Annotated in this window: 19 protein-coding genes; 7 read left to right on the top strand and 12 right to left on the bottom strand. The window is 71.7% G+C overall.

What is annotated here, in order from left to right:
- Positions 1-16 precede the first annotated feature (16 nt).
- On the top strand, positions 17-3202 hold the full coding sequence (locus AABA78_RS14975; RefSeq protein WP_338263767.1) for a fused MFS/spermidine synthase: 3186 nt from the start codon (positions 17-19) through the stop codon (positions 3200-3202).
- A gap of 13 nt (positions 3203-3215) precedes the next feature.
- Here the strand turns inward: AABA78_RS14975 and AABA78_RS14970 are convergent, their stop codons facing one another.
- The 4 genes from AABA78_RS14970 to AABA78_RS14955 form a co-directional block, all read right to left on the bottom strand.
- The gene (locus tag AABA78_RS14970; RefSeq protein ID WP_338263766.1) at positions 3216-4184 is read right to left on the bottom strand and encodes a DUF6268 family outer membrane beta-barrel protein; all 969 of its coding nucleotides are present in this window, start codon (positions 4182-4184) and stop codon (positions 3216-3218) included.
- 105 nt (positions 4185-4289) lie between these two features.
- Positions 4290-5084 (bottom strand): tRNA1(Val) (adenine(37)-N6)-methyltransferase, encoded by a 795-nt coding sequence (locus tag AABA78_RS14965; RefSeq protein ID WP_338263765.1) that lies wholly within the window; start codon positions 5082-5084, stop codon positions 4290-4292.
- 8 nt (positions 5085-5092) lie between these two features.
- Positions 5093-6238, bottom strand: coding sequence for a DUF1015 family protein (locus AABA78_RS14960; protein ID WP_338263764.1), 1146 nt, complete (start codon positions 6236-6238; stop codon positions 5093-5095).
- 67 nt (positions 6239-6305) lie between these two features.
- Complete coding sequence (locus AABA78_RS14955) at positions 6306-7595, bottom strand: hypothetical protein (RefSeq protein ID WP_338263762.1); 1290 nt, start codon at positions 7593-7595, stop codon at positions 6306-6308.
- A gap of 95 nt (positions 7596-7690) precedes the next feature.
- Between AABA78_RS14955 and AABA78_RS14950 the strand changes: the two genes are divergently transcribed.
- Both AABA78_RS14950 and AABA78_RS14945 read left to right on the top strand, forming a co-directional pair.
- Positions 7691-9163 (top strand): deoxyribodipyrimidine photo-lyase, encoded by a 1473-nt coding sequence (locus AABA78_RS14950; protein ID WP_338263761.1) that lies wholly within the window; start codon positions 7691-7693, stop codon positions 9161-9163.
- A gap of 100 nt (positions 9164-9263) precedes the next feature.
- Entirely contained in the window at positions 9264-9587 is a 324-nt protein-coding gene (locus AABA78_RS14945; RefSeq protein WP_120528923.1) for a polyhydroxyalkanoic acid system family protein, read from the top strand.
- Between the two features lie 29 nt (positions 9588-9616).
- Here AABA78_RS14945 and AABA78_RS14940 read toward each other — a convergent pair whose 3' ends face one another.
- The 6 genes from AABA78_RS14940 to AABA78_RS14915 form a co-directional block, all read right to left on the bottom strand.
- Entirely contained in the window at positions 9617-11353 is a 1737-nt protein-coding gene (locus AABA78_RS14940) for a CheR family methyltransferase (RefSeq protein WP_338263759.1), read from the bottom strand.
- Complete coding sequence (locus tag AABA78_RS14935; RefSeq protein ID WP_338264292.1) at positions 11347-12348, bottom strand: chemotaxis protein CheB; 1002 nt, start codon at positions 12346-12348, stop codon at positions 11347-11349. The genes AABA78_RS14940 and AABA78_RS14935 overlap by 7 nt, the downstream gene beginning before the upstream one ends.
- A gap of 37 nt (positions 12349-12385) precedes the next feature.
- Positions 12386-14707, bottom strand: coding sequence for a hybrid sensor histidine kinase/response regulator (locus tag AABA78_RS14930; RefSeq protein ID WP_338263758.1), 2322 nt, complete (start codon positions 14705-14707; stop codon positions 12386-12388).
- Between the two features lie 62 nt (positions 14708-14769).
- A complete protein-coding gene (locus AABA78_RS14925; RefSeq protein ID WP_338263757.1) occupies positions 14770-16029 on the bottom strand; it encodes a methyl-accepting chemotaxis protein in 1260 nt (419 codons plus the stop codon).
- A 5-nt stretch (positions 16030-16034) separates the two neighbouring features.
- Complete coding sequence (locus AABA78_RS14920) at positions 16035-16451, bottom strand: Frizzy aggregation protein FrzB (protein WP_338263756.1); 417 nt, start codon at positions 16449-16451, stop codon at positions 16035-16037.
- Positions 16448-16930, bottom strand: coding sequence for a chemotaxis protein CheW (locus tag AABA78_RS14915; protein WP_171413952.1), 483 nt, complete (start codon positions 16928-16930; stop codon positions 16448-16450). Before AABA78_RS14915 ends, AABA78_RS14920 begins: the two co-directional genes overlap by 4 nt.
- A 179-nt stretch (positions 16931-17109) precedes the next feature.
- Between AABA78_RS14915 and AABA78_RS14910 the strand changes: the two genes are divergently transcribed.
- The gene (locus tag AABA78_RS14910; protein ID WP_338263755.1) at positions 17110-17985 is read left to right on the top strand and encodes a response regulator; all 876 of its coding nucleotides are present in this window, start codon (positions 17110-17112) and stop codon (positions 17983-17985) included.
- 15 nt (positions 17986-18000) lie between these two features.
- Here AABA78_RS14910 and AABA78_RS14905 read toward each other — a convergent pair whose 3' ends face one another.
- Together AABA78_RS14905 and AABA78_RS14900 are read right to left on the bottom strand one after the other, a co-directional pair.
- On the bottom strand, positions 18001-18702 hold the full coding sequence (locus tag AABA78_RS14905) for a hypothetical protein (protein WP_338263754.1): 702 nt from the start codon (positions 18700-18702) through the stop codon (positions 18001-18003).
- A 32-nt stretch (positions 18703-18734) separates the two neighbouring features.
- The gene (locus AABA78_RS14900; RefSeq protein WP_338263752.1) at positions 18735-20045 is read right to left on the bottom strand and encodes a radical SAM family protein; all 1311 of its coding nucleotides are present in this window, start codon (positions 20043-20045) and stop codon (positions 18735-18737) included.
- 181 nt (positions 20046-20226) lie between these two features.
- On the opposite strand from AABA78_RS14900, the gene ald reads away from it, so the two are divergent.
- From ald to AABA78_RS14885, 3 genes are all read left to right on the top strand, one after another.
- Complete coding sequence (gene ald / locus AABA78_RS14895) at positions 20227-21354, top strand: alanine dehydrogenase (protein ID WP_338263750.1); 1128 nt, start codon at positions 20227-20229, stop codon at positions 21352-21354.
- A 259-nt stretch (positions 21355-21613) separates the two neighbouring features.
- Positions 21614-22255, top strand: coding sequence for a sigma-70 family RNA polymerase sigma factor (locus tag AABA78_RS14890; protein WP_120529960.1), 642 nt, complete (start codon positions 21614-21616; stop codon positions 22253-22255).
- Between the two features lie 53 nt (positions 22256-22308).
- Entirely contained in the window at positions 22309-23160 is an 852-nt protein-coding gene (locus tag AABA78_RS14885) for an anti-sigma factor family protein (RefSeq protein ID WP_120529959.1), read from the top strand.
- Positions 23161-23233: the final 73 nt, after the last annotated feature.

The following is a 23233-nucleotide window of genomic DNA, read 5'->3' as shown; positions in this document are numbered from 1 at the left end:
CGCACGCGTCGGGAGGGTGGCACCCCTCCTTTTCGGTTCGGGGCTTTGCGCGCTGGTCTACCAGACGGTGTGGCTGCGGGAGTTCCGCCTCATCTTCGGGGCCTCGACCGCCGCGTCGGCCGCGGTGCTGGCCATCTTCATGGCGGGGCTGGGGCTGGGCAGCGCGCTGCTGGGCGCGCGGGCGGACCGGCAGGCGCGGCCGCTGGCGTTCTACGCGAACCTGGAGTTGCTCATCGCCGCGAGCGCCGCGCTGAGCCCCTTCCTCGTGGAGGCCGTGCGCGCCGTCTACATCGCCCTGGGCGGCACGCCGGTGATGGGCCTGGGCCTGGGCACCGTCGTGCGGCTGGTGCTGTCGCTGCTGGTGCTCGCGGTGCCCACGGTGCTCATGGGCGGCACGCTCCCGGCCGCCGCGCGCGCGGTGCTCTCCGACGACGACCCGCGGCGCCGCGACCTCGCCCTGCTCTACGGCGTCAACACCCTGGGCGCCGTGACGGGCGCGGTGGCCTCCACGTTCCTGCTGCTGGAGGTGCTGGGCAACCGCTCCACGCTCTGGGCCGCGTGCCTGCTCAACGCGCTGGTGGCCATCACCGCGCGCTCCGTGAGCCGCTCCATGGAGTCCGACGCCCCGGCCACGCCCGCCGCCGAGCCGCCCCCGACGCCGGCCCCCGGGGCCGACGCGGGCGCGCTGCCGCCCCGGGGCTTCGTGCTCGTGGCCGCCGCGGTGGTGGGCTTCGCGTTCCTGCTGATGGAGCTGGTCTGGTACCGGATGCTGGGCCCCATCCTGGGCGGCACCACGTTCACGTTCGGGCTCATCCTCGCGCTGGCGCTCCTGGGCATCGGGGTGGGCGGCACCGCCTACAGCGTCTTCTTCCGCCACCGGCCCGCCACGCTCCAGGGCTTCGCGCTCACCTGCGCCGCGGAGGCCGTGCTGATGGCGGTGCCCTTCGCGCTGGGCGACCGGCTGGCCATCCTCGCCGCGCTGCTGCGTCCCCTGGGCGGCCTGGGCCTGGGCGGCATGGCGCTGGGCTGGACGTTCATCACCTCCCTCGTGGTGCTGCCCGCCGCGTTCGTGTCCGGCGTGCAGTTCCCGCTGCTGCTCGCGCTCATCGGGCGGGGCCGCCAGGACGCGGGCCGGCAGGTGGGGCAGGTGTACGCGTGGAACACGGGGGGCTCCATCGTGGGGTCGCTCGCGGGCGGCTTCGGGGTGATTCCGCTGCTCACCGCGCCGGTGACATGGCAGGCCGTGGCGGGCCTCCTCGCCGCGCTGGGCCTGGGCGCCGCGGTCCTCTCCTTCCTGCGGGAGCGCCAGCGGGTCGCGCTGGTGGCGCCGGCGCTGGCCACCGGGCTCGCCGTGCTGCTGCTCACCGCGCAGGGCCCCACCGCCGCGTGGCGCCACTCGGGCGTGGGCGCGGGCCGCTCCGGGTTGCGGGAGCCCGACAGCCAGGAGATCGACCGGTTCCTGTCCGCCATGCGCGCCGGCATCACCTGGGAGCACGAGGGCGTGGAGAGCAGCGTCGCGCTCGCGGATGACGACGGCCTCAGCTTCATCGTCAACGGCAAGGTGGACGGCAACGCCATTGGCGACGCGCCCACCCAGGTCATGGCGGGGCTCGTCGGCGCGATGCTGCACCCCGCGCCGCGCGCGTCGCTCGTCATTGGCCTGGGCACGGGCAGCACCGCGGGCTGGCTGGGCCGGGTGCCGGGCATGGAGCGGGTGGACGTGGTGGAGATCGAGCCCGCCATCCTGGAGGTGGCGCGCCGCTGCCACGCGGTGAACGCGGACGTGCTGGACAACCCGAAGGTGCACACCTCCTTCGGTGACGCGCGCGAGGTGCTGCTCACCACGCGCCAGCGCTACGACATCATCTTCTCCGAGCCCTCCAACCCGTACCGCGCCGGCATCTCCAGCCTCTTCACGCGCGAGTTCTACCAGGCGGCGAAGGAGCGGCTGTCCGACGGGGGCCTGTTCCTGCAGTGGCTCCAGGCCTACGAGGTGGACGCCCTCACCGTCCAGAGCGCCTACGCCACGCTGTCCTCGGAGTTCGCGTCGGTGGACACCTGGCAGACGCTGAGTGGGGACCTGCTGCTCGTCGCCTCCACGCGGCCGCTGTCACACGACCTGGAGCAACTGCGCGCCCGCATCACCCAGGAGCCCTACCGCGCCGCGCTGAAGTCGGTGTGGCGCACGGACGAGCTGGAGGGCGTGCTCGCGCACTTCATCGGCAACGCGGGGCTGGCGAAGGTGGCGGCCGCGCAAGGCGCGGAGATGATCAACACGGATGACCTGTCCTCCATGGAGTTCGCCTTCGCGCGCAGCCTGGGCCGGTCCAACTTCTTCTCCACCACGGACCTGCGCCGCGCGGCGCGGCGGCTCGGGCTGGACCGGCTGGCGTTCGCGGGGGGAGCGCCGGACTGGAGCCGCGTGGAGGAGCTGCGGCTGTGGCTGGGCTACGCCGTGCCCGGTCCGCTGTCCGAACAGGCCCGCGCCTACAAGGACTTCGTCGACGCCGCGCTGGCGGGCCGGAACGCCGCGGTGGTGCCCCTGTGGCAGCGCCTGAAGCGGGAGCCCCGGGGCCCGCGCGAACAGTACGTGCTTGCGCGCGCCCGGGTGTTCACCCTGCACCCCGACGCGCTCGCGGCGGTGGGTGCCCTGCGGGAGCGCCTCCCCGTCGAAGCGGACCTGCTGGAGGCCCTGTGGCTGGAGTCCCAGCGGCAGGATGCCCAGGCGGCCGCGCTGCTGGAGCGCGCGTTCACGGCCCTGCGCGAGGACCCGTGGCCGGACCGCGCCCTGACGGACGCGGCCCTGGAGGCGGCGTTCCGGGTGGGGCAGCGCTCGCCCGAGCTGGCCCGGAGGCTCTACGCGCTGCTCGAACGGCCCTTCGCGGCCAGCCTTGGCAGCCAGCAGCGGAAGCTGATCCGCGCCAGGCTCGCGGTCGCGGCCGGAGGCGCCGCGATGTGCGTGGAGGGGCTCGCGCCCCTGGAGCCGCACGTCCCCTGGAACCGCGCCATGCTGCTGGCCCGCGCCGAGTGCTACGCCCAGCGGGGTGACCCGCGCGCGCAAGTGGCGCGAGAGGAGCTGGAGCGCTACCTGTCCCAGGCCCCCACGCCCTTCCTGGAGGGCATCGAGGCGGAAGAGGCGCCCGCGAACGGGAGACCGGACCACGGGGAGCCGCGGGCCGCGGATGCCCCGGTAGAGCCGTAGCGGTCCGCGAGCGTCAGGGCGCGGGGCGCGAGCCTTGCGCCTTCGCCCGCGGGCGCCCGGGACGCCAGCCGAGCACCACGCGACCATACGGCGCCGGCCCCATGTCCAGCCCCGGGATGTCCAGGCTGTCGCGCTGGCGATCCAGCAGCGCGTAGTCGTTGATCAACGACAGGCCCACGGAGGAGCTCAGCCACAGGTCGCGGCCCAGGTGGACGTTCACCGTGGGCCCCACGCGAACCTGCGTCTCGCGCAGGTAGCTGGCGCCCACGGCCCGCAGCTCCGGTTCGAAGCGGGTGCGGAGCACCTGCATGTCGAGCGCCCCCACCAGCCCCACCTCCACGGTGTCGCCCAGCTTGCGCAGCAGCGTGAGCCGGGGCAGGCCCACCTCCACGACGTACGGTCCCCGGTTGTAGGTGAGGTTCAGGATGGGGATCACCGGCAGCCTGTCGAAGGGCCACAGCGCGACCACGCCGAACGTCACCGCGAAGCCGGGCGTGTCCCCCAGCTGGTGGCTGGCCAGCGCGAACGCCACCCACGACGTGTCCAGCGCCAGGTCGAAGGAGGACCGGAAGTCCGTGCGGGTGCTGCCCGTCACGCCAGCGACCAGCATCCAGCGCGGCACCACGGGACGGACCAGCGTCAGCCCCAGCTGGATGCGGTGGAAGCGCCGCTCCACCGCGTCCTCCCCCGCCACGGGCACGTCCGCGCCCACCCACCGCGTCTCGTATCCCACCGAGGGCAACAGGTACGTGCGCCCCAGCACGAGCGGCGGCAGCGGCACGCGCAGCTCCAGGCTCCGCCGCTCCTTGACGTGGACGTCCCCGGCCTCCAGCGAGCCTCCGCCGGAGACGCCGATGCCCAGGTAGAGCCGGTCCGCCTGCGTCTGCGCCTGCGCGCTGGAGCCCAACAGCAACGCCGCCACCACCCAGCAGCCCAGGGCCCGGAGTCGCCACCGCTCGGCACGGCGGAAGTCCACGCGCATCACACCCTGCCTTCGCAAGACGGGGCCGCCGGTCCCGGCCCCTCGGGCCGGAGAGCCTACCCTGCCCCGCCCCACTCCGGGTGAAGCGAAAGCGCGCGGAGTGCGTCAGCCCACCATGGCGTTCACCTCGTCCGTGAAGGCCTGATCCTCGTCCGCGTGGACGACGAGCGGCGGCAGCACGGTGAGGTCCGCCCGGCCGCCCTTCACCGCGTGCAGCAGCACCAGCTTCGCGGGCCGGTCCGTTCGCGGGTGCACCATGCGCACGGTGCGCGGCTCCAGTTGCTGCGTGCGCAGCACCGACACCAGCTCGCTGAAGCGCGACGCTGGATACACCATGCACAGCCCGCCCCGGGGCACCAGCAGGTAGGCCGCCGCGCGCACCACGTCCGGCAGCTCGCAGGCAATCTCATGCCGCGCCAGCGCCTTCTCCAGGGACAGGTTGCTCTGGCCGGCGGTGCGCGCGCGGTAGGGCGGGTTGCACAGCACGTGGCCGAAGCCGCGCGCGGGGAACGTCTCCGCCACGTGCCGCAGGTCGCCCTGCACCAGCGTCACCTCGCCCTCGCAGCGGTTCAGGTACACGTTGCGCTCGGCCAGGGAGAACAGGCCGGGCTGCAGCTCCAGCGCGGTGATGTCCGTGCGCCCCAGCCGGCGGGCCAGCACCAGCGGGATGATGCCGCACCCGGTGCCCAGGTCGAGCAGCCTTCCGCGGTGAGCGCCCGCCTCGAACACCGCGAAGTGCGCCAGCAGCACGGGGTCCAGCGTGAAGCGGTAGCCCAGCCGCCGCTGGAGCACCTGCACCTCGCCGCCGCAGATGGCGTCGAGCGTCTCCCCCGGTCCCGGCTCCAACCGCAGCCGCACCCGGTGGGGCCAGTCCTGCGCGGTGCCGGTCAGCGCACGCACGCGGGCCGTCAGACTTCGGGATCCAGGAAGAGCAGGCCCGCGGGCACGCGCGGCTCCACGCGCAGGGTGCGCGGCGGCAGCGTGGCCTGGGCCTCCATCACCGCCCGCACCTCCCACACCGGCGGCGGGTTGAGCGCGAAGCCCGCCTGGAACGTGCCGGCCTCCACGCCCGCCACCAGCGCGTCCAGCCCGTGCACCGGGAAGACCTGGGGATGTCCGGACGCCTCCGGCTCCTGGATGCCCAGCACCGTGCGCAGCACCAGCGTGTTGAGCAGCGCCAGGTCCAGGCTGCGCAGCGTGGGGTTTCGCGGGGCGCCCTTCAGGTGCGCCAGGTCCAGGCCCTGCCGGAAGCGCAGGATGCGGCCCCGGCCTCCGGGCAGCACCAGCAGCACCGCGTGCTGGCCGGGCACCAGCGTGGCCAGCCGCTCGCGCGCCGCCGCCAGCCCCTGCGGCGTGGTGAGGGGCGCGTCCAGCTCCGTCACGCGCGCGTAGGCGGCCACCAGCGTGAGGAACGTCTCCTCCTGGAAGGTCTCCACGCCCTTGAGGGCACGGTGGATGGGGCACAGCTCCAGGCCCGGCTCGGACAGGGGCACCACCGCCGCCAGCGACCGGCCCTGCTCGCTCAGGGCCGCCAGGGGCCGCATGGGGGCCTCGTCCAGCACCGCCTGCAGGCGCTTGGACACCGGGGACGGTTCGATGCGCAAGAGCGACACCGGGTTGCCGTCGTAGTTCCCCTTCCAGACGGAGATGCCGCGCTCGGCGGCCTCCGCCAGCAGGGCCCGGAGCGCGCCGTGGTCATCCGCCACCAGGGTGACGGCGGGCTCCACCTCCCACGCGCGGGGCCGGTACGGGTCCTGCTCCAGGGACGGCACCGCGTCCGGCGTCAGCGCGCACAGGAGGTAGCGCACCGGCGGGCCGGAGAACCGGCCCGCGGGGCCGTGCAGCTCCACGACGTAGAGGGCGGGACGCGCGTCCTTCAACAGCCCGCCCGAGTCCCGCATCCGGCGCAGCTCCGCGCTCGGGTTGGCGGCCTCCAGCAGGGGCCGCACGTGCATGGGCAGCGGGGCCGCGTTTCCGCGAGGAGGACCATCCCCGGGCTCCAGCGAGGAGCCCAGCGAGGTCAGGAGGGCCGAGAACGGGAGGACGCGCGCCATACCGGGGAAAGGTGATGCCGCCCTCCCCCGCGTGCCATGACGCCTGCCCGCCCGTCCTCCAGGCCGTCTACCACCAGACGTTCTTGTAGGGCCGGTCCTTGGCGCCGTGCGAGCTGCGCACGGCGGACCGGTCCACGCTCTCCTCCCACAGCAGGCTCACGGTGGTGATGGCGCCCGCGGAGCCCAGGAAGGACAGCACGTACGGGGTGGACTGGTTGAAGCCGCCCAGCACCAGGCCGGAGATGAGCAGCACCGCCGCGCCCACGCCTCCACCGAAGAGGTCCGCGCGGAGGATCTGCGACGCCGTCGGGTTGTAGCGCATGGTCGCCAGGGCCAGCACGCCCGCGCCCACGCCCGGGGAGATGAGCAGCAGGTCCTTCCACGTCTTGCCGGAGATGGCCGTGCCGGAGAAGTGCACGATGGCGAGGAACAGCGCGCTGTACGCCGCCGCCCAGCCCGCGCCGGAGGCCACCAGCAGGCCGTCCGACAGCGGCAGTTGCCCGCCGCCGATGCCCGCCGTCAGCCACGCGCCCAGCTCCGCGCCCAGGAACGCGGACCAGGTGAGCACGCCCGCGTCCTGCGTGAGGAGGTCCATGAAGCCCGCGAGGAACATGCCGCCGATCCCCGAGTTGAGGATGGTGAAGTTCGCCATGGGCGTGTCCACCCAGTTGTTGAACTGCCACCACGCGGAGGCGCCGAAGCCCAGGCCCGCGCCAATGAGCGTGCCCGCGAGCATCGCCTCGCGCGAGCTGCGGTCGAAGTTGTAGTCCTTGGAGAACGCCTGCGTGAAGAAGCCGCCCAGCGCGCCCAGGGCCGTGTGGTGCAGCACGAAGCGCATGCTGCCGGGACCGGACAGGAACGGCCCCCGGCGGCGCTGGCCGTCCAGGAACACGCCGTTGTCCTCCGGCGGCGGGCGCAGGCGCGAGGCCGCGGTGGCGGTCTCGTCCCGCGTGGACTGCTGGCGCACGCCCTGCGGGCCCTCCGTCAGCGGGGCCTGCGGCTCGGTGCGCAGGCGGTCCGGATCCGGCGGCGCCAGGGGCGCGTCGCCCGGGGGCGCCCGCGTGTCATCCGGGCTGGCCTGCGTGGGCGGATACGCGTCCGTGTTCGACGGCTGCGCGGGCGGCGGCTGTCCGTAGGCGTCGTTGGAGGGCGCCACGGGCCGCGGCTCCTCTCGCGGAGCGGCTTGCGGCTCGGCCTGCGAGGACGGCGCCGGGTACATGCCCGGCGCTGGCGGAGGCGGCGGCTGCGGCGCCGGGTACACGCCCGTGCCACCCGCCTGCGCCAGCGCGAGGCCCGGCAGCATCAGCGCGACGGCGAGGACGGCGACAGGGAGGTTCCAGGTTCGACGGTGTGACACGCGTAGGGCTCCTTGGGTCCGGCCGTCCGGCAGAAAACCACAACCCGTGCGGGCGTGTTGGTTTTCCGCCGCGCGTCGAAGATTCTCGCGGGCCCATGCCCGAAGGCCTCTCGTGGTCAGAACTCGACGTCGACTCCGCGCGCATCCAGGCGGTGAACGACGCGCCCTTCCCCCAGGGACAGCGCGACTTCGTCCTCTACTGGTGCATGGTGAACCATCGCTGGGAGGAGAACCACGCGCTGGACGCCGCCATCGCGCTGGGCAACCACCTGGGCCTGCCCGTCGTCGTCTACCAGGCCCTCCGCCCGGACTACCCCTACGCGTCGGAGCGGCTCCACGCGTGGGCGCTGGAGGGCATGGCGGACATGGCGAAGGGCTGCGCCGCGCGCGGCCTGCCGTACTGGCTGGAGCTGCCGCGCACGAAGAAGGAGCACAAGCCCCGGCTCGCGAGCCTGGGCAAGCGCGCGGCGGCCGTCGTGTCGGACCTGTTCCCCACGTACATCATCCCGGGCCACCTGCGCGGCGCTGCGAAGGCGCTGCGCGTGCCGCTCATCGCCGTGGACGCGTCCTGCGTGGTGCCCATGCAGCGCATCCCCGCGGCCCAGGTGGGCGCGTACGCGCTGCGCCCCAAGCTGCGCAAGCTGTGGCCGGAGTACCTGGAGCGCACGCTGCCCGTTCGCAAGCCGCGCGTGTCCGGCGCGAAGCTCCAGCCGGACTTCGAGCTGTCCGACGCGGTGAAGGCGCGGGCCTCGCTGGACACGTTCGCGCTGGATCATTCCGTGAAGCCCCTGGCCGAGCGCGGCGGCCGCAAGGCGGGCCTGAAGGCCCTGGACGCGTTCCTCCACGAGCGGCTGGAGGGCTACGACACCGGCCGGAATGATCCGGGCCTGGGCCAGCAGTCCAACCTGTCGCCGTACTTCCACTGGGGCAACCTCTTCCCGGGCGAGGCGGCGCGCGCGGCCATCGCGGCGAAGGGCAAGGACCACCCGGCGGTGCAGGCCTTCGTGGAGGAGCTGCTCGTGCGTCGCGAGCTGGGCTTCAACTACTGCTTCCACACGCCCGGCCCGAAGCAGCTGAGCGTGGACTCCCTGCCCCCCTGGGCGCGCGAGACGCTGTCGCGCCACCGCGAGGATCCGCGCCCGCACCTCTACTCCTTCGAGGACCTGGAGCAGGGCCGCACGCAGGACGCGCTCTGGAACGCGTCCCAGCGCGAGCTGCGGGAGCGCGGGCGGATCCACAACTACCTGCGCATGCTCTGGGGGAAGAAGATTTTGGAGTGGAGCCCCACGCCGGAGGAGGCGCTGGTCCGCATCACGAAACTCAACGACACCTACGCGGTGGACGGGCGCGACCCCGCGAGCGTCTCCAACTTCATGTGGGTCCTGGGGCTGCACGACCGGCCCTTCCAGGAGCGACCGGTGATTGGAAAGGTGCGGCCCATGAGCTCCCTGCGGACCGCGGAGAAGTTCGACCTGGAGCCGTACCTGGAGCGCTGGGGCACCCCGCCCGGGACACCCGGACCCGCCCCGGCGAAGGCGGCGAAGCCCCGCCGCAAGGCCGCCCGGTAGGCCGCCGGTGGACATCCCCCCGAAGACGGCGGTTCCCTTTCCGGCCCGGTGTCACTAAACCGGGCGGACGCACCCTTTTCGCGGAAACAGGAGTCACGCCATGGGCATGTTGAAGTTCGAGGTCCCCCACAACCTTCCCAAGGACGAGGTCAAGAAGCGCGTCGAGCAGCTCCTGCAGTACTGGGGCAGCAAGTACGGCGTGAAGTCCGACTGGCAGGGCGACGAGGGCGCGAAGCTCGCCGGCAAGGTCATGGGCATCAACCTGGACGCCAGCTTCGTCATCACCGACAAGGCCGTGTCCGGCGAGGGCACCGACCCGGGCATGCTCCTGCGCAGCCAGGCGAAGACGTACCTGCAGAAGAAGTTCAGCGCGGTGCTGGACCCGTCCAAGAGCCTGGATCAGGTGAAGGGCAACCTGGACTGACTCAGGGCCACCGTGCGCCGGGCCTGCCTTCAGCCCGGCTGCTCCTCCAGCGCGGCCAGCGCATAGCGGGCCGCGCGGGAGATGGCCTCCGCGGAGTCGAGCATCTCCGGGTAGTGCCCCGCCAGCGGGCGCTGCGGATGCTTCAGCTGCGCGACGGCGTTGCGGTAGCTGCGCCGGGCCGAATCGAAGTCCTGCGTGCGCTCCTGCACCTGGGCCAGCAGGTAGTGCCCGATGGCCAGCGTGGGCTCCAGGAACAGGGCCTTGGCCAGCTCGGAGCGCGCCTCGGTCAGGTTCCCCGCCTGCATCGCCGCCACGCCGCCGAAGATGCGCGCCTCCACGCACAGCGGCTCGCGCTGGAGCGCCTGCCCGAACGTGTCGCGCGCCTCGTTGATGCGGCCGGTGAGCGAGTACAGGTTGCCCAGCGTCAGGAGCGCGTCCAGGTCGGAGGGCTCGTCCACCAGCAGGCGCTTCACGCCGTCGATGGCGCCAGGGAAGTCACCCTCCCCCATCTTGCGCACCGCCATGTTGAGGCGCTCCGCGGGCGGCAGCAGCTGCGGCCACGAACCGCTGGGGCGCGTGGGCGCCGCCTCCGCCAGGGGCCGCGACGCCGGCGGCTCCACGCGCACCGCCGCGAAGGTGCCGGTGGGCCGGTCCGCGGGCCTGCGCGGCGGCTCGGCAGGACGGGGCGAATCCAGCTTGATGGCGGGGAACTCCCCGGTGCGGCGCCCCGCCAGCGGGCCCACCGCGGGCATCTCCGTGGTGGGCCGGCGCACGGGCGCGTCGGAGGCACCGGACGAAGCGCCCGTCGTGCGCAGCTTCGCGGCGGCCTCCGCGTTGGCCTGCAGCCGCTGGCGCAGCTCCAGGGCGAAGGACTCCGGGCTGCCCGGGCGCGGCTCCGTCGCCATGGGCGCCAGCGGCGGCGGCGGACGGGGACGGTCCCCCAGCGGGCGCCGGTACACGAACGCGCCATCCACTTCGATCATCTCGAAGCGGTCGTAGACCTTGAACAAGCTCTCCGAGTACCCCAGGAACAACAACCCACCGGGGCGCAGCGCCGCGAGGAAGCGGTCCATCAGCCCGCGGATGGTGGGCAGGTCGAAGTAGATGATGACGTTGCGGCAGAGGATGAGATCCAGCGACGCGGGCGCCACCTTGTCGAACACCGGCGCGGCCAGGTTCTGGCCATCGAAGCGGATGTACTCGCGCAGGATGGGCGACGCCTCGTAGCCGTCCTCCACCTGCCGGAAGAAGCGCTTCAGGCGCTCCGGCCCGATGGCCATCGCGCGGCGCGTGGAGAATCTCCCCTGCCGCGCGGCCTCCACCGCGGCCAGGTTCAGATCGGTGGCCCACAGGTCCACCTCCACCGCGAGCGCGCCCAGCTCCGCCATCACCAGCGCCAGGCTGTAGGGCTCCTCGCCCGTGGCGCAGCCCGCGGACCAGATGGACACCTTGCGCATCTCGCGCCGCGCCTTCGCGAGCAGGTCCGGCAGCACGCTCTGCTCCAGCGCGCGGAACTGCTTCGCGTCGCGGAAGAACTCCGTGTGCCCCACCGTCACCAGCGGCAGGAGCGAGCGCAGCTCCTCCTCGCCGCTCGCGCTCATCAGCTTCTGCAGGTACTTGTCCGGGTCGCTCAGGCCCAGCGCGGGCATGCGCGTGGACAGGGCGAGCCGCAGGCTGTGGTAGCCATCCAGGGTGATCTTCAGCCCCGCGCGCTCCAGCAGGAGCGCGGACAGCTGCTGGAGCACCTTGTTGCCCACGTTCAGCACGCGTCCACCCACTGCACGAGCGTCGGTGCGATGACGTCCAGCGGCAGCACCTGCTGCGCCGCGCCCAGGAGCACCGCCTCGCGCGGCATGCCGTAGACGACGCACGTGGCCTCGTCCTGCGCGATGGTGCGCCCTCCCCGCTCGCGAATCTCCTTCAGCCCCCTGGCGCCGTCGCGGCCCATGCCCGTCAGGATGACGCCGATGCACCGCTTGCCGAAAGCCTCCCCGGCCGAAGTGAGCAGCATGTCACACGAGGGCCGGAAGCCCCGCAGGGCAGGGCCTGTATCCAGTTCCAGACGGCCGTCCGGCTTCACCAGCAGATGTCCTCCCGAGGGGGCGATGTACACCGTGCCCGGCTCCATCCACGCGTCGTGCGTCGCCTCGACGACGCGCAGCGCCGTCTCCGTGGACAGCCAGTGCGCCAGGCCTTCCGTGAAGCCCTGGCTGATGTGTTGACAGTAGGCGATGGGCGCGGGGAAGCCGCGCGGAATCATCCGCAGCACCTGCGCCACGGCCTTCGGCCCGCCCAGCGAGGCGGCCAGCGCCACCAGGGGGAACGGCGCGGTGGGCCCCTCCTGCGTCGGCCGCGACGCCCTGGGCGAGGAAGGCGGCGAGCGCACGCCCTTCACCTGCGACAGCATCACCAGCTTGCGGTTGACGGCGTGCCAGAAGTCCGGCCCCGGCGTCATCGGCCGGTCCATCACATCCAGCGCCCCCAGGGCCAGCGCCTGGAACGCCTGCTGCCCGGTGAGCACGCCCGGGTGCAGCGCGAGGATGGGCGTGGGGCGCATGGCCATGATGCGCTCGATGGCGCCCAGCGCCTCCGAGGAGATGAGGTCCACCAGGAGCACGTCCGGGAAGTGCCTGCGCACCACCCCTTCCGCGCCCACGAAGTCCGCCTCCGGAGGGCCCACGGCCACCAGCGACTCGCCGTCGAAGAGCCCGCGCACCAGCCCGCGCAGGCCCCGCCCCACCAGGAGTACCCGGAACGCCAGTCCCGTCACCGCCGTGCCGCCGCCCACGAGAGGCTCCTCAGGTCAGCCGATCGATGGACTGCGCCAGGATCTCCACCCCCAGCTCGCCCTTCACCAGGTACGCATCCGCGCCCGCATCCAGGCCGCGCCGCTTGTCCTCCGGCGACGCGAGCGACGACAGGATGATGACCGGGATGCGCGCCACGGCGGGCGTGCCCTTCAGCCGCCGCGTGAGGGAGAAGCCGTCCAGCTTCGGCATCTGCACGTCCGTGAGGATGAGGTCGTACGTGTTCGTCTGCACCTTCGCGTACGCCTCCTCGCCGTCCTGCGCCTCCTCCACGGAGTGGCCCAGCGCCTTGACGAGCGCCCCTTCCGTCGCGCGCGCGATGGGCGAGTCGTCCACCAGCAGCACGCGCAGCCGGCGGCTGGCGGGCGCCTGCGTGACGGGGCGGGCCATGCGGCGCACCTCCGTCATGATGTCCGGCACGTGCAGCAGCACCGCGATGCGCCCGTCCTCCAGCGCCGCCGTGCCCGCGATGAACGGCGCGCCCTTGAGGAACTCGCCTCCACAGGGCTTCACCGCCACCTCGCGCTCGTCCACGAAGCCGTCCACCACCAGCGCGGCGTAGTCGTCGCCGTGGCGCACCACCACCGCGGGAGGCTTGTCGAAGCGATTGCCGCCGTTGAGGCCCAGGAGCGGCCCCAGCGCCACGAGCGCCGTGGGCTTGCCCCGGTGCCGCACCGCCAGCGTCCCGAAGACCTCCATGCGGTCATCCGGCTTGATGCGCATGACGGCCACCACGTCCGCGGCGGGCATGCCGTAGACGTCGTCGCCCAGGCGCACCAGCAGCACCTTCATGAGGGCCAGCGACTGCGGCAGGCGCAGCGTGATGGTGGTGCCTCGGCCCTGGCGGCTCTGGACGCCCACGGAGCCGCCCAGCGTCTCCACCTTGCGCTTCACCACGTCCATGCCCACGCCGCGGCCGGACAACTCACTGACCTGTTCGCGCGTGGAGAAGCCAGGGCGGAAGATGAGCTCGATGGCCTCGCGCTCCGACAGCGCGGCGGCCTGCACCGGCGACAGCAGGCGCTTGTTGATGGCCACCTGCTTGAGCCGCTCGGTGTCCATGCCGCGGCCGTCGTCCTCCACCTCGATGTGGAGCATGTCGCCGTCCACGCGCACGCGGATGCGGATGCGGCCCGTGTCGGGCTTGCCCATCTGCTGGCGGAAGTCCGGGGACTCCAGGCCGTGGTCCACCGCGTTGCGCAAGAGGTGCACCAGCGCGTCGCGCACGTCGGCCAGCATGGACCGGTCCACGCCGATGTCGGCGTTCTCGATGACCAGGTCCACTTCCTTGTTCTGCGTCTTCGCGATGTCGCGCACCGCGCGCGGGAACGCGTCGAACACGGTGGACAGCGGCACCAGGCGCGCCTCGGCCACGTGGTCCGCCAGCTGGGCCAGGTTGCCGTGCAGCGTGTTGATGCCGTCCCCGTTGCGGCGCACGAAGCGGAACGCGTCGTCGCGCAGCATGTGCAGGTCCGCCTCCGCGCGCTCCAGCTCATTGCGGATGGCGTCCGGGACGTCCACCTCCTCGGAGATGCGCAGGAAGCGGTCGCCCAGGCGGCTGAAGCGCTCGAAGAGCTGCGCCGTCTCCCCGCTGCGAAGCCGGCCGCGCGCGCTCTCCACCAGCAGGTCGCCGGCGAGCAGGCCCAGCGAGTCCAGCACCTCCACGTTCACGCGGATGCTGCGGTCCGCGATGGAGCTGGCCTTCGCGGCGCTGGGCGCCTCCTCCTCCTTCGCGGCCGGAAGCGGGTGCGGCGCGGCGGCCACCGGCTCCGCCGCACGGGGCGTGGCCTGCGCGGACACCGAAGCCTGGGCCACGGGGGCCTGCGGTACGGGCGGGGCGGCGGCCGGAGCCGAGGGAGCCTGCACCGCGGGCTTGGGCGGCGCGGTGGAAGCGGCGGGCTTGCGCACCGGGCCCAGGGCGGGCACCGGGTGGCCGGACACCTCCGACAGGGCCTTGACCATCTCCTCGGTGGCGGACGTGCCGGTGTGGGCCGCGTCCAGGTCCTCCAGGAGATCCGACAGCACGTCGCATGCGCGGAGCATGACGTCGGTGGCGGTCTCGGTGGCCGTCTTGCCTTCGCGCTCGGCGCGCAGGACGTCCTCGGCGGCGTGCGCGAGCTGACCGATGGCGGCCAGGCCCAGCATGCGGGCCTCGCCCTTCATCGTGTGCAGTTCGCGCGCGACGTCGTCCGCGGCCTGCTCCGCGGTCTCCTTCTCCAGGTCGATGACTCCCAGCTGGATCTTCTGGAGTCGGTCGGCCGTGACCTCCTGGAACTTCTTCAGGAGGGATTTCTTGAGGGCCTCGGTGTCCATGGGTCGCGGGCGTCAGGGCGCGATGTGCGCCCCTCGACCCATTTCTCCCCTCAGGAGAACGCCTAGTCGGCCTTGAACCGCTTGATGAGCTCGGCGAGCCGGCTCGCGAGCTGGGTGAGCTCCGCGGCCGCCCCGGTGGCCTGCTTCGACGCCTGCGTCGTCTGGCGCGTCACGTCCTCGATCTCCGCCATGGACGCCACCACCTGCTCGGTGGCCGTGCGCTGCTGCTGGGTCGCCAGGTTGATGACCCGGGCCGCGTCGCTCGTCTCCTGCACGCCGGCGAGGATGCCCTCCACGGCCTGCGCCGCCACCGCGCCCAGCTTCTCACCGGACTCCGTGGCGTGCTTGGACGCGTCCGCCGCGCCCGCCGCGGCCTGCGTGGCCTCGCGGATCTCCGTGATGAGGTTCTTGATCTCCTTGGTGGACTCCAGGACGTTCTCCGCCAGCCGGCGCATCTCCGCCGCGACGATGGAGAAGCCCTTGCCCGCCTCACCCGCGCGGCTGCCTTCCAGCGCCGCGTTGAGCGCCAGCAGGTCGGAGCGGTCCGCGATCTCGTCGATGACCTCCACCACCGTGCCAATGCGCTCCACGCGCTTGGACAGCTTGGAGATGGAGTCCGCCACCGCGACGCCGTCGCTGCGGATCTGCTGCATGGCCTGGATGAACTCGCCAATGGCGCCACGGCCCGCGCGGGCCGCGCCCAGCGTCTCCTCCGCCACGCGCGCCACGCTGCCCGCGTTCTCCGCGATCTGCGCGGAGGCGTGCTTCAGCTCCTCCATGGTCGCGGTCGTCTCGTGGATGGCCGCGGCCTGCTCGGTGGAGGACGTCTCGTGCTGCGTGGACGCCGCCAGCACCTGGTTGGCGGAGGACGACAGCCGCAGCGCGGCCTCGTTGATCTCCCGCACGAAGATGCGCAGCGTCTCGATGACCTTGCCGAAGCCCTCCAGCAGGGGCCCGAGCTGGGGGTCTTCGGTGGACGTGTTCCAGCGCGACAGGTCGCCCTCGCGCACCAGGATGATGAGCGAGTCGAGCGCCTGATCAATCTCCTGGGCCGCCACCTGCTTGCGGTGCTCAGCGGAGGAGAACTGCTCCAGCACCTGGTTGAGCAGGTGGCCGAAGCCGGTGGCGTCGGCCTGCACGCGGTCCTGGGGAACGCGCGCGTTCAGGTTGCCGGACAGCACCGACATCAGCGTGTCGGTGAAGGGCTTGAACGGATCCGCCACCGTGTTGGCGATGACGGACTCCGCGCCGGCCTTCACGCCCGGGGACTTCCTCGCGCCGCGGGACTTCGCGGGCTTCTCGTTGGGGCTCTCCAGGGACATGTGTGTCAGTGCCTTCCTTGCGTCTTCAAGGTTTCCGCCAAATCAATGAGCAACACGGGACGTCCCGCCTCTTCATCCAGGCAGACGCCCACCGCATACGAAGCCGCCGCGGCCGCCGCCGGCATGCGGCGCAGCCCGGCGAGCGGGATGGTGCGCACCCCGTTGACGGCGTCCACCTTCAGGTGGCCCTCGCCCTCGGGGGTGTCGAACACGATGGCCCGGTGCCCCTTGTGGGGCAGGCCCAGGTCGCGCACGGTCAGATCATCCGGGAGCGCGCGGTCGATGCGCAGCACGGACGACGCGTCCGTGCCGTACTCTGAATCACCGATCTGGAAGAAGAGGACATCCACCTCTCCCACGGCGCGCTCCGCCTCCCCGTCCAGCCCGGAGGCCGGCTCCTCGCGCAGGATGTTGCCGCTCATCGCACCACCGCGCGCTGACGGGCCGTCTGCAGGAGCTTGGAGAAGTTGAGCAGGTTGAGGCCGTCCGCTGGCCCCGAGCCCTGCACCACGCCCAAGAGGTGCTCCGCGGCCTGATCACCGCCCAGGGGCGGCGGCAGGATTTCGGAGACGGGGATGCGGCGCAGGCCGAGCACGGTGTCCGCCACCACGCCGGACACGTAGTTGCCGCTGACGCCCACGAAGATGCGGGTGCGCGGACCGATGCGCGCCTCGCCCTTGCTGAGGAAGCGCAGCAGGTCCACCACCGGCAGCACCTGGCCGCGGTGGCCGGTGACGCCCAGGATGAAGGACGGCGTGCGCGGCAGCGGCGTGAGCAGCCCGGCGCGCAGCACCTCCAGCACGTTCTCGCTGGGGACGCCGAAGCGCAGCTCGCCCACGCGGAAGCAGAAGAATTCCAGCTCCGGCCGGGCCTGGGCGGCAACCGTACGGTCTGGCGCCATGCGCAAGGCGCGTTGCAGGGGGGAGGAGTTCGGGGTCAAGGCGGTGAAGTATCCAGGACCGGGAGAAAGGGGGTCAAGGGTCCATCGTCCGGACCGGACCGGCCGCCTGCTCTCCGTTTCGATGGTCCAACGTGACCCAAAGGTGTAGGGTTGTGCGCTGGGAGCCCCTGAGGAGGACGATGTCCCGCGTACTGGTCATTGACGACAGCCCCATGCTTCTGGAGCTCACGGTCCGGGCCCTGACGGCCGCCGGCTACGAGGCCAGTGGCGCGCAGGACCTGGCCACGCTCAACCAGAAGCTCACCGAGGGCCCGTTCGCGCTCATCCTCATGGACGTGAACATGCCGGAGATGTTCGGCGACGACGTCGTCGAGTACCTCCGCACCCAGAAGGGCGTCACCGCCAAGCTCGTCCTCTACTCCGACATCTCGGAGCAGGAGCTGGACGCGAAGACGAAGAACTCCGGCGCGGACGCCTACATCCTCAAGAGCGGAGGCCTGGAGGGCGTGCTGGGGGGCGTCATGGGCCTCATCGGCGCCCCGGCGCTGAACATCCCCGCCGCGGTCCCCTCCCCCGCCCCGGCCGCCACGCCTGCTCCCGCCGCGACGCCGGCCGCCCCGGCCGCTCCCGCCGCCGGCTCCGGTGGACTGCCCAAGGCCCCCATGGCCGCCGGGGGTCGCAAGCCGCGCATCCTCATCGTGGACGACAGTGAGATGACCGCGCGGATCATCGAAGCGGACCTCGTGTCCAAGGGCTTCGAGGTCCACGTCGCGGACACCGCCGACAAGGCCACGAAGATCATCCTGAAGAAGCAGACGCGCCCGGACCTGGTGCTGCTGGACGTGCGCATGCCCAACGTGAACGGCGAACAGTTCTGCCGCTTCATCAAGAGCAACAGCCTCTTCAAGGGCATCAAGGTGCTGCTGTGCTCCGGTGAGAACGTGGAGGAGCTCCAGCGCATCTGCCGCGAGGCCGGCGCCGACGGCTACATCCCCAAGGACGCCGTGATGGGCAGCCTCGTCGCCAAGGAGCTGATGCCCCCTGGCGCCGAGTAGTCGCCCGCGCGCCTCTCAGGGCTTCGCCGCCGCCTCGGGCGTCACGGACGCGTCGGGCGTCGCGGTCTCCTGGGCCGGGCAGCTCGTCTTGGCGGCCCGCTCCTGCAGTTGCTCCTGGACCTCCGCGGACTTCGCCTCGGAGGGCTTCGCGCTCTCCACGAAGCGCTGGTACGCGGCCAGCGCCTCGCAGGACTTGCCCAGCGCGTCGTAGGTCTTCACCAGTGAGTTGAGGATGGGGCGCTGGCCGGGCTGCAGGTCGAATGCCTTCTGCAGCTCCGCCGCGGTCTCTTCGGTACGCCCCAGTGCCTCCAGGGAGAGGCCGCGCCACACGTGATAGCTCGCGTTGTCCGGCTGCGCGGCCACCAGCGCGGTGGCGGCCTTGAGCGCCAGCTCCTTCTCCCCGGCGCGCGCGTTGGCCGTGTACGCCAGCTGGAGCAGGACGATGTTGGGGCCGCACTTCTCACCGAACGTGTCCGTCACGCGGGTGAGGCCCTTCATGTCGCCGGTGTCCAGCAGCAGCTGCGCCAGCTGCTGCGCCTTCGCCTTGTCGCACGGCGTCTCCGCCAGCTCCTCGCGCAGCTTGCGCACGAGCGGCTTCTTCAGGCCGTGGTCGAACTCCGGCTCCTCGGGCGCCTTGCTGCACGCACCGAGGACGGCACCGGAGGAGAGACAGAAGACGGCGAGGCGCAACGCGGAACGGAAGGAGGAAGCGGACATGCCGTCCTGCGTAACCCTTCCCTCCCGGACGGTCAAACCTCCGGCGCGCCCGCGGCGTTCTCGCGCTCGTCCAGGCCGCGCGCGAAGTTGCCGATGATGAGCCCCGGCCGCGCCGCCTTCAGCCGGTTCAAGAGCGTGCGGATGCCCACCGGCTCGCCGCCCGCGCCCACGCCCCGCGCGACCTCCAGGTACTGGAGCGGGTCGATGCACAAGGAGCGCGTCTGCACCTGATCCACGCGGTACTTGCGCACCAGGTCCTCCAGCGCCCGCACCTCGCCCTCGCGGTCGGTGACGCCGGGGAACAGCAGCAGGTTGAGCGCCAGGTACGCGCCCCGCTCGCGCGCCAGCGCGATGGACGCCTCCACGTCCTCCCAGCCGTACTTCACCGGCTTGTAGTAGGCCTCGTAGAGCCCCTTGGACGCGGCGTTGAGCGACACGCGCACGGCGTCCAGCCCCGCGTCCAGCAGGGCCTTCAGCCCGTGCGTGAGACTGGCGTTGGTGTTGATGTTGATGGAGCCCCGGTCCGTCTTCGCGCGCATCATCCGGATGGACTCCGCGATGAACTTCCAGCGCGTGAGCGGCTCGCCCTCGCAGCCCTGGCCGAAGCTCACCATGGTGCGGCCCGGCGCGTGCTCCAGGTGGTACAGGCCGATGGCCGCCATCTCCTCCGCGGAGGGGCCGTCGTCCATGCGCTCGTGCGACGCCGGGGGGCCGTCCTCGGGCTGATCCGAGATGCACCCCACGCAGCGCGCGTTGCACATCACCGACGCGGGGATGGCGCCCTCGTCGCGCGCGTAGAAGATGTTCTGGGACGTGAAGCACCGGTACAGCAGCGCGCACGTCTTCAGCTGCTTGAGCACGCGGCTGTCCGGGAAGCGCTCCATGTGCGCCGTCACCAGCCCCTTCAGCTCCGGCGTGGAGTACGACTCCGGCTCCCAGTGCGAGCGCCGGTCGGTGTGGATGGCCCACGCGAGCGGGCCCTTCTCCCCCCACGCCGCCGCCGTGTACGCCCACTGCGGCAGGATGGGGCCGCTGCCCTTCACCTCGCCGGGCAGGAACGTGCGCGTGTAGCCCGGGGGCAAGAGCGCGCCGACGGCGTTGGGCACGAAGGTCTTGCCCCCCACCTTCATCTCGCGAACGAGCTCCAGCTCACCGGAGTCCGGGTTGAGCCCCACGGGCAGCCGGCCGGGCAGGTGCACCAGGCGCCCGGCCGCCGGCAGGGCGATGGGCTTGTCCTGCGGGGGCACGAGCTCCTCGCCGCTGCGCAGCGTGGCGATGAGATAGGGATGCTCCATGACCCGACCCTTGGGGTCCGCGAAGAGCAGTTTCGGCGCGTGCGTCATGCGCTGTTAACTACCACGGGCCGGGCGGCATGCGTCCAACGCCTCGCGTCATGTGGATGGATGAATGAGGCCCATCACGGCGGGTCCCCGGGCTCGCCCGTGCGCGCCTTGAAAGCGCCCATGCCCTGGTCTATGGGTCCGCCACGTTTTCCAGGCAGTCCCCCATTCGTCGGAGGCAGTCGTGATCGTCGGAGTCCCCAAGGAGATCAAAACCCGCGAGTACCGTGTCGGCATGGTGCCTGCGGGCGTGCGCGCGCTCACCAGCGCGGGGCACACGGTGCTGGTCGAGACGAACGCTGGCGTCGGCTCCGGCATCCCGGATTCGGAGTACCAGCGCGTCGGCGCGCAGATCATCTCCAGCGCGGATGAGGTGTGGAAGCGCGCGGAGATGGTGTGCAAGGTGAAGGAGCCCATCGCGCCCGAGTACGAGCGCATGCAGCCCGGGCAGATCGTCTACACGTACTTCCACCTGGCCGGCGTGGACCCGGAGCTCACCAAGACGCTCCTGAAGAAGAAGGTCACCGCGGTCGCCTACGAGACGCTGCAGCTGGACGACGGCAGCCTCCCGCTGCTCAAGCCCATGTCCGAAGTGGCCGGCAAGATGGCCATCCAGGTGGGCGCCGCGTGCCTGGAGAAGGCCCACGGCGGCAAGGGCATCCTGCTGGGCGGCGTGCCCGGCGTGCGCCGCGGCCGCGTGGCCGTCATCGGCGGTGGCGTGGTGGGCCTGTGCGCCGCCAAGGTCGCCGTCGGCATGGGCGCGGAAGTAACCATCCTGGACGTGAACCTGGAGCGCCTCACGTACCTGGACGACGTGTTCCTCGGCCGCGCGCAGACGCTGGCGTCGGACACGGAGTCCATCGCGCGCACCGTGCGCGAGTCGGACCTCGTCATCGGCGGCGTGCTCATCCCCGGCGGCAAGGCGCCGAAGCTGGTGTCGCGTGAGCTGATTGGCGAGATGGAGCCCGGCTCCGTCGTCGTCGACGTCGCGGTGGACCAGGGCGGCTGCATCGAGACCTGCAAGCCCACCACCCACGACAACCCCACGTTCACCGTGAGCGACGTCGTCCACTACTGCGTGGCCAACATGCCCGGCGCGGTGCCGCAGACGTCCACGTTCGCGCTCACCAACACCACCCGCCCGTACTCGCGGAAGATCGCGGACCTGGGCCTGGTGGAGGCCGTGAAGTCCGACCGCGCCCTCCAGCGTGCCATCAACACCTACAACGGCCACATCACCTACGAGGCCGTCGCCAAGGACATGGGGTACGACTACGTGCCCCTGATGGACGCGCTCAGCGGCAAGAAGTGATGTAGCGGTTGCCTGCCCCACAGCCGGCCAGCCCTGTGCTGGCCGGTTGCCTGGGTGGAACCTTTGTACGGGTGGCCCATCCGGTTCCCAGCCTGAGGAATAAATGATCCCGCCGAGCGTCTCCGCACTCCAGAAGCGGGCATGCGGGCGGCGCGGCAGGGGAAAGCGTTGTTGACCCGTCTGTTCCGGTGCATAGATTGACCGTTAGGCAGGCGACGCATTCCCCAATCATTTCGGGCCCCTGGAAGGCGGGAGCATGATGCTGGACTTCAGGCAACCCAACCGGACGAAGCAGGAATTCGAAGAGCTGGCGCTCGCGCACCTGGACCCGCTGTATTCAGCGGCGCTCCGGTTGACCAAGAACGAGCGCGACGCCGAGGACCTGGTGCAGGACACCTGCATGCGGGCCTACCGCTTCTTCGACAAGTTCGAGCGCGGGACCAACATCAAGGCCTGGCTCTTCAAGATCCTCACGAACACCTTCATCAACCGCTATCGCCGCAAGGTGAAGGAGCGCACGGTGGTGGAGGGCGTGGAGCGCGAGGCGGTGCATGAGCGCTTCGTGAGCCGGGACGCGACGGACTTCGCGGCCAACCCGGAGCAGTACTTCTTCGACCGGCTCCTGTCGGACGACGTGCTGCGCGCCATCGACTCGCTGCCCATCGACTTCCGGCTGGTGGTCATCCTCGCGGACCTCCAGGAGTTCTCCTACAAGGAGATCGCGGAGATCCTCGAGTGCCCCGTGGGCACCGTGATGAGCCGCCTGTTCCGCGGCCGCAAGCTCCTGCAGAAGACGCTGCGCGAGTACGCGGAAGGTCAGGGTGTCTTCCGTCATGACGGAGACCCGGTGCAGGCTCCGGCGGACCTGGAAGAGTTCCGGCGCCGGAAGAAGGCAGGCTAGAAAGAGGTTGGAGGGGCGTCGTCTTCTCCCTCCGCCCACCTCATCGAGCGCCCATGACCTGCCAGGAACTCGAGCGGTTGCTGTATCCGTACCTCGACGGCGAATTCCAGCCCGAGGAACGCCATGACGTGGAGTCGCATCTCGAAGGCTGCGAGGCGTGTGTCGCGCGCGTGGACGAGGAGATGCAGCTCCGCCAGACGCTGCGCCGGGCGGCGAAGCACTCCATCTCCGCGCAGGGCACGCGTGCACCGGCGTCGCTGCGCGCGGGCATCCAGTCCGGGCTGCACCGCGAGCACCGCCGCGCGCAGGTGAGCCAGTGGCTGCGCGCCGGGGCCATGGCCCTGGTGGTGGTGACGGTGAGCGGCGGCTGGATGATGTACCAGTCCGGTCAGGCGCAGAAGGCCACCATCCTGGAGGCCGTGCAGCGCCACACGCGCCAGCGTCCCCTGGAGTTCGTCGCGGGCACGCCGGAGCAGATCGAAGCGTGGTTCAACGACAAGGTGGAGCACCGCATCACCCTGCCCCGCCTGCAGCAGGCCCGGCCCGTGGGAGCGCGCTTCTCCACGCTCAACGGCCAGGAAGTCGTCTACGTCAGCTACGAGACCCAGCCTCGCGTCACCAACGAGCCCAAGCGCAACATCGGCGTGTTCGTGTATCCGGCGACGGGCCAGCGGGTGATCAAGGACGAGGGCCCCACGGTGGAGAACGTCGCCGTGGACTCCAGCCAGGCGTACAACGTCGTGACGTGGCGTGATCAGGACGTCACCTATGAGCTGGTGACGGACCTGGACGACGCGGCCATCCTGCAGATGCTGCGGGATCAGGAGCACCGCTCGAACGGCCTCGTGCGCCCCGCGCAGGTGAAGCCCGCGGTGAGCGTGCAGCCCGTGTCGCTACAGCCCTGAAGTCCTCGCCCCGGCGAGGGCTTGCGTGGTCGCCTGCTCAACTGAATACCGGGCGTTGCGCCCGGTGTGAAGA

The organism is Corallococcus caeni, from assembly GCF_036245865.1.
Classification (GTDB): domain Bacteria; phylum Myxococcota; class Myxococcia; order Myxococcales; family Myxococcaceae; genus Corallococcus; species Corallococcus caeni.
This window is presented reverse-complemented; position numbering and strand designations above follow the sequence as displayed.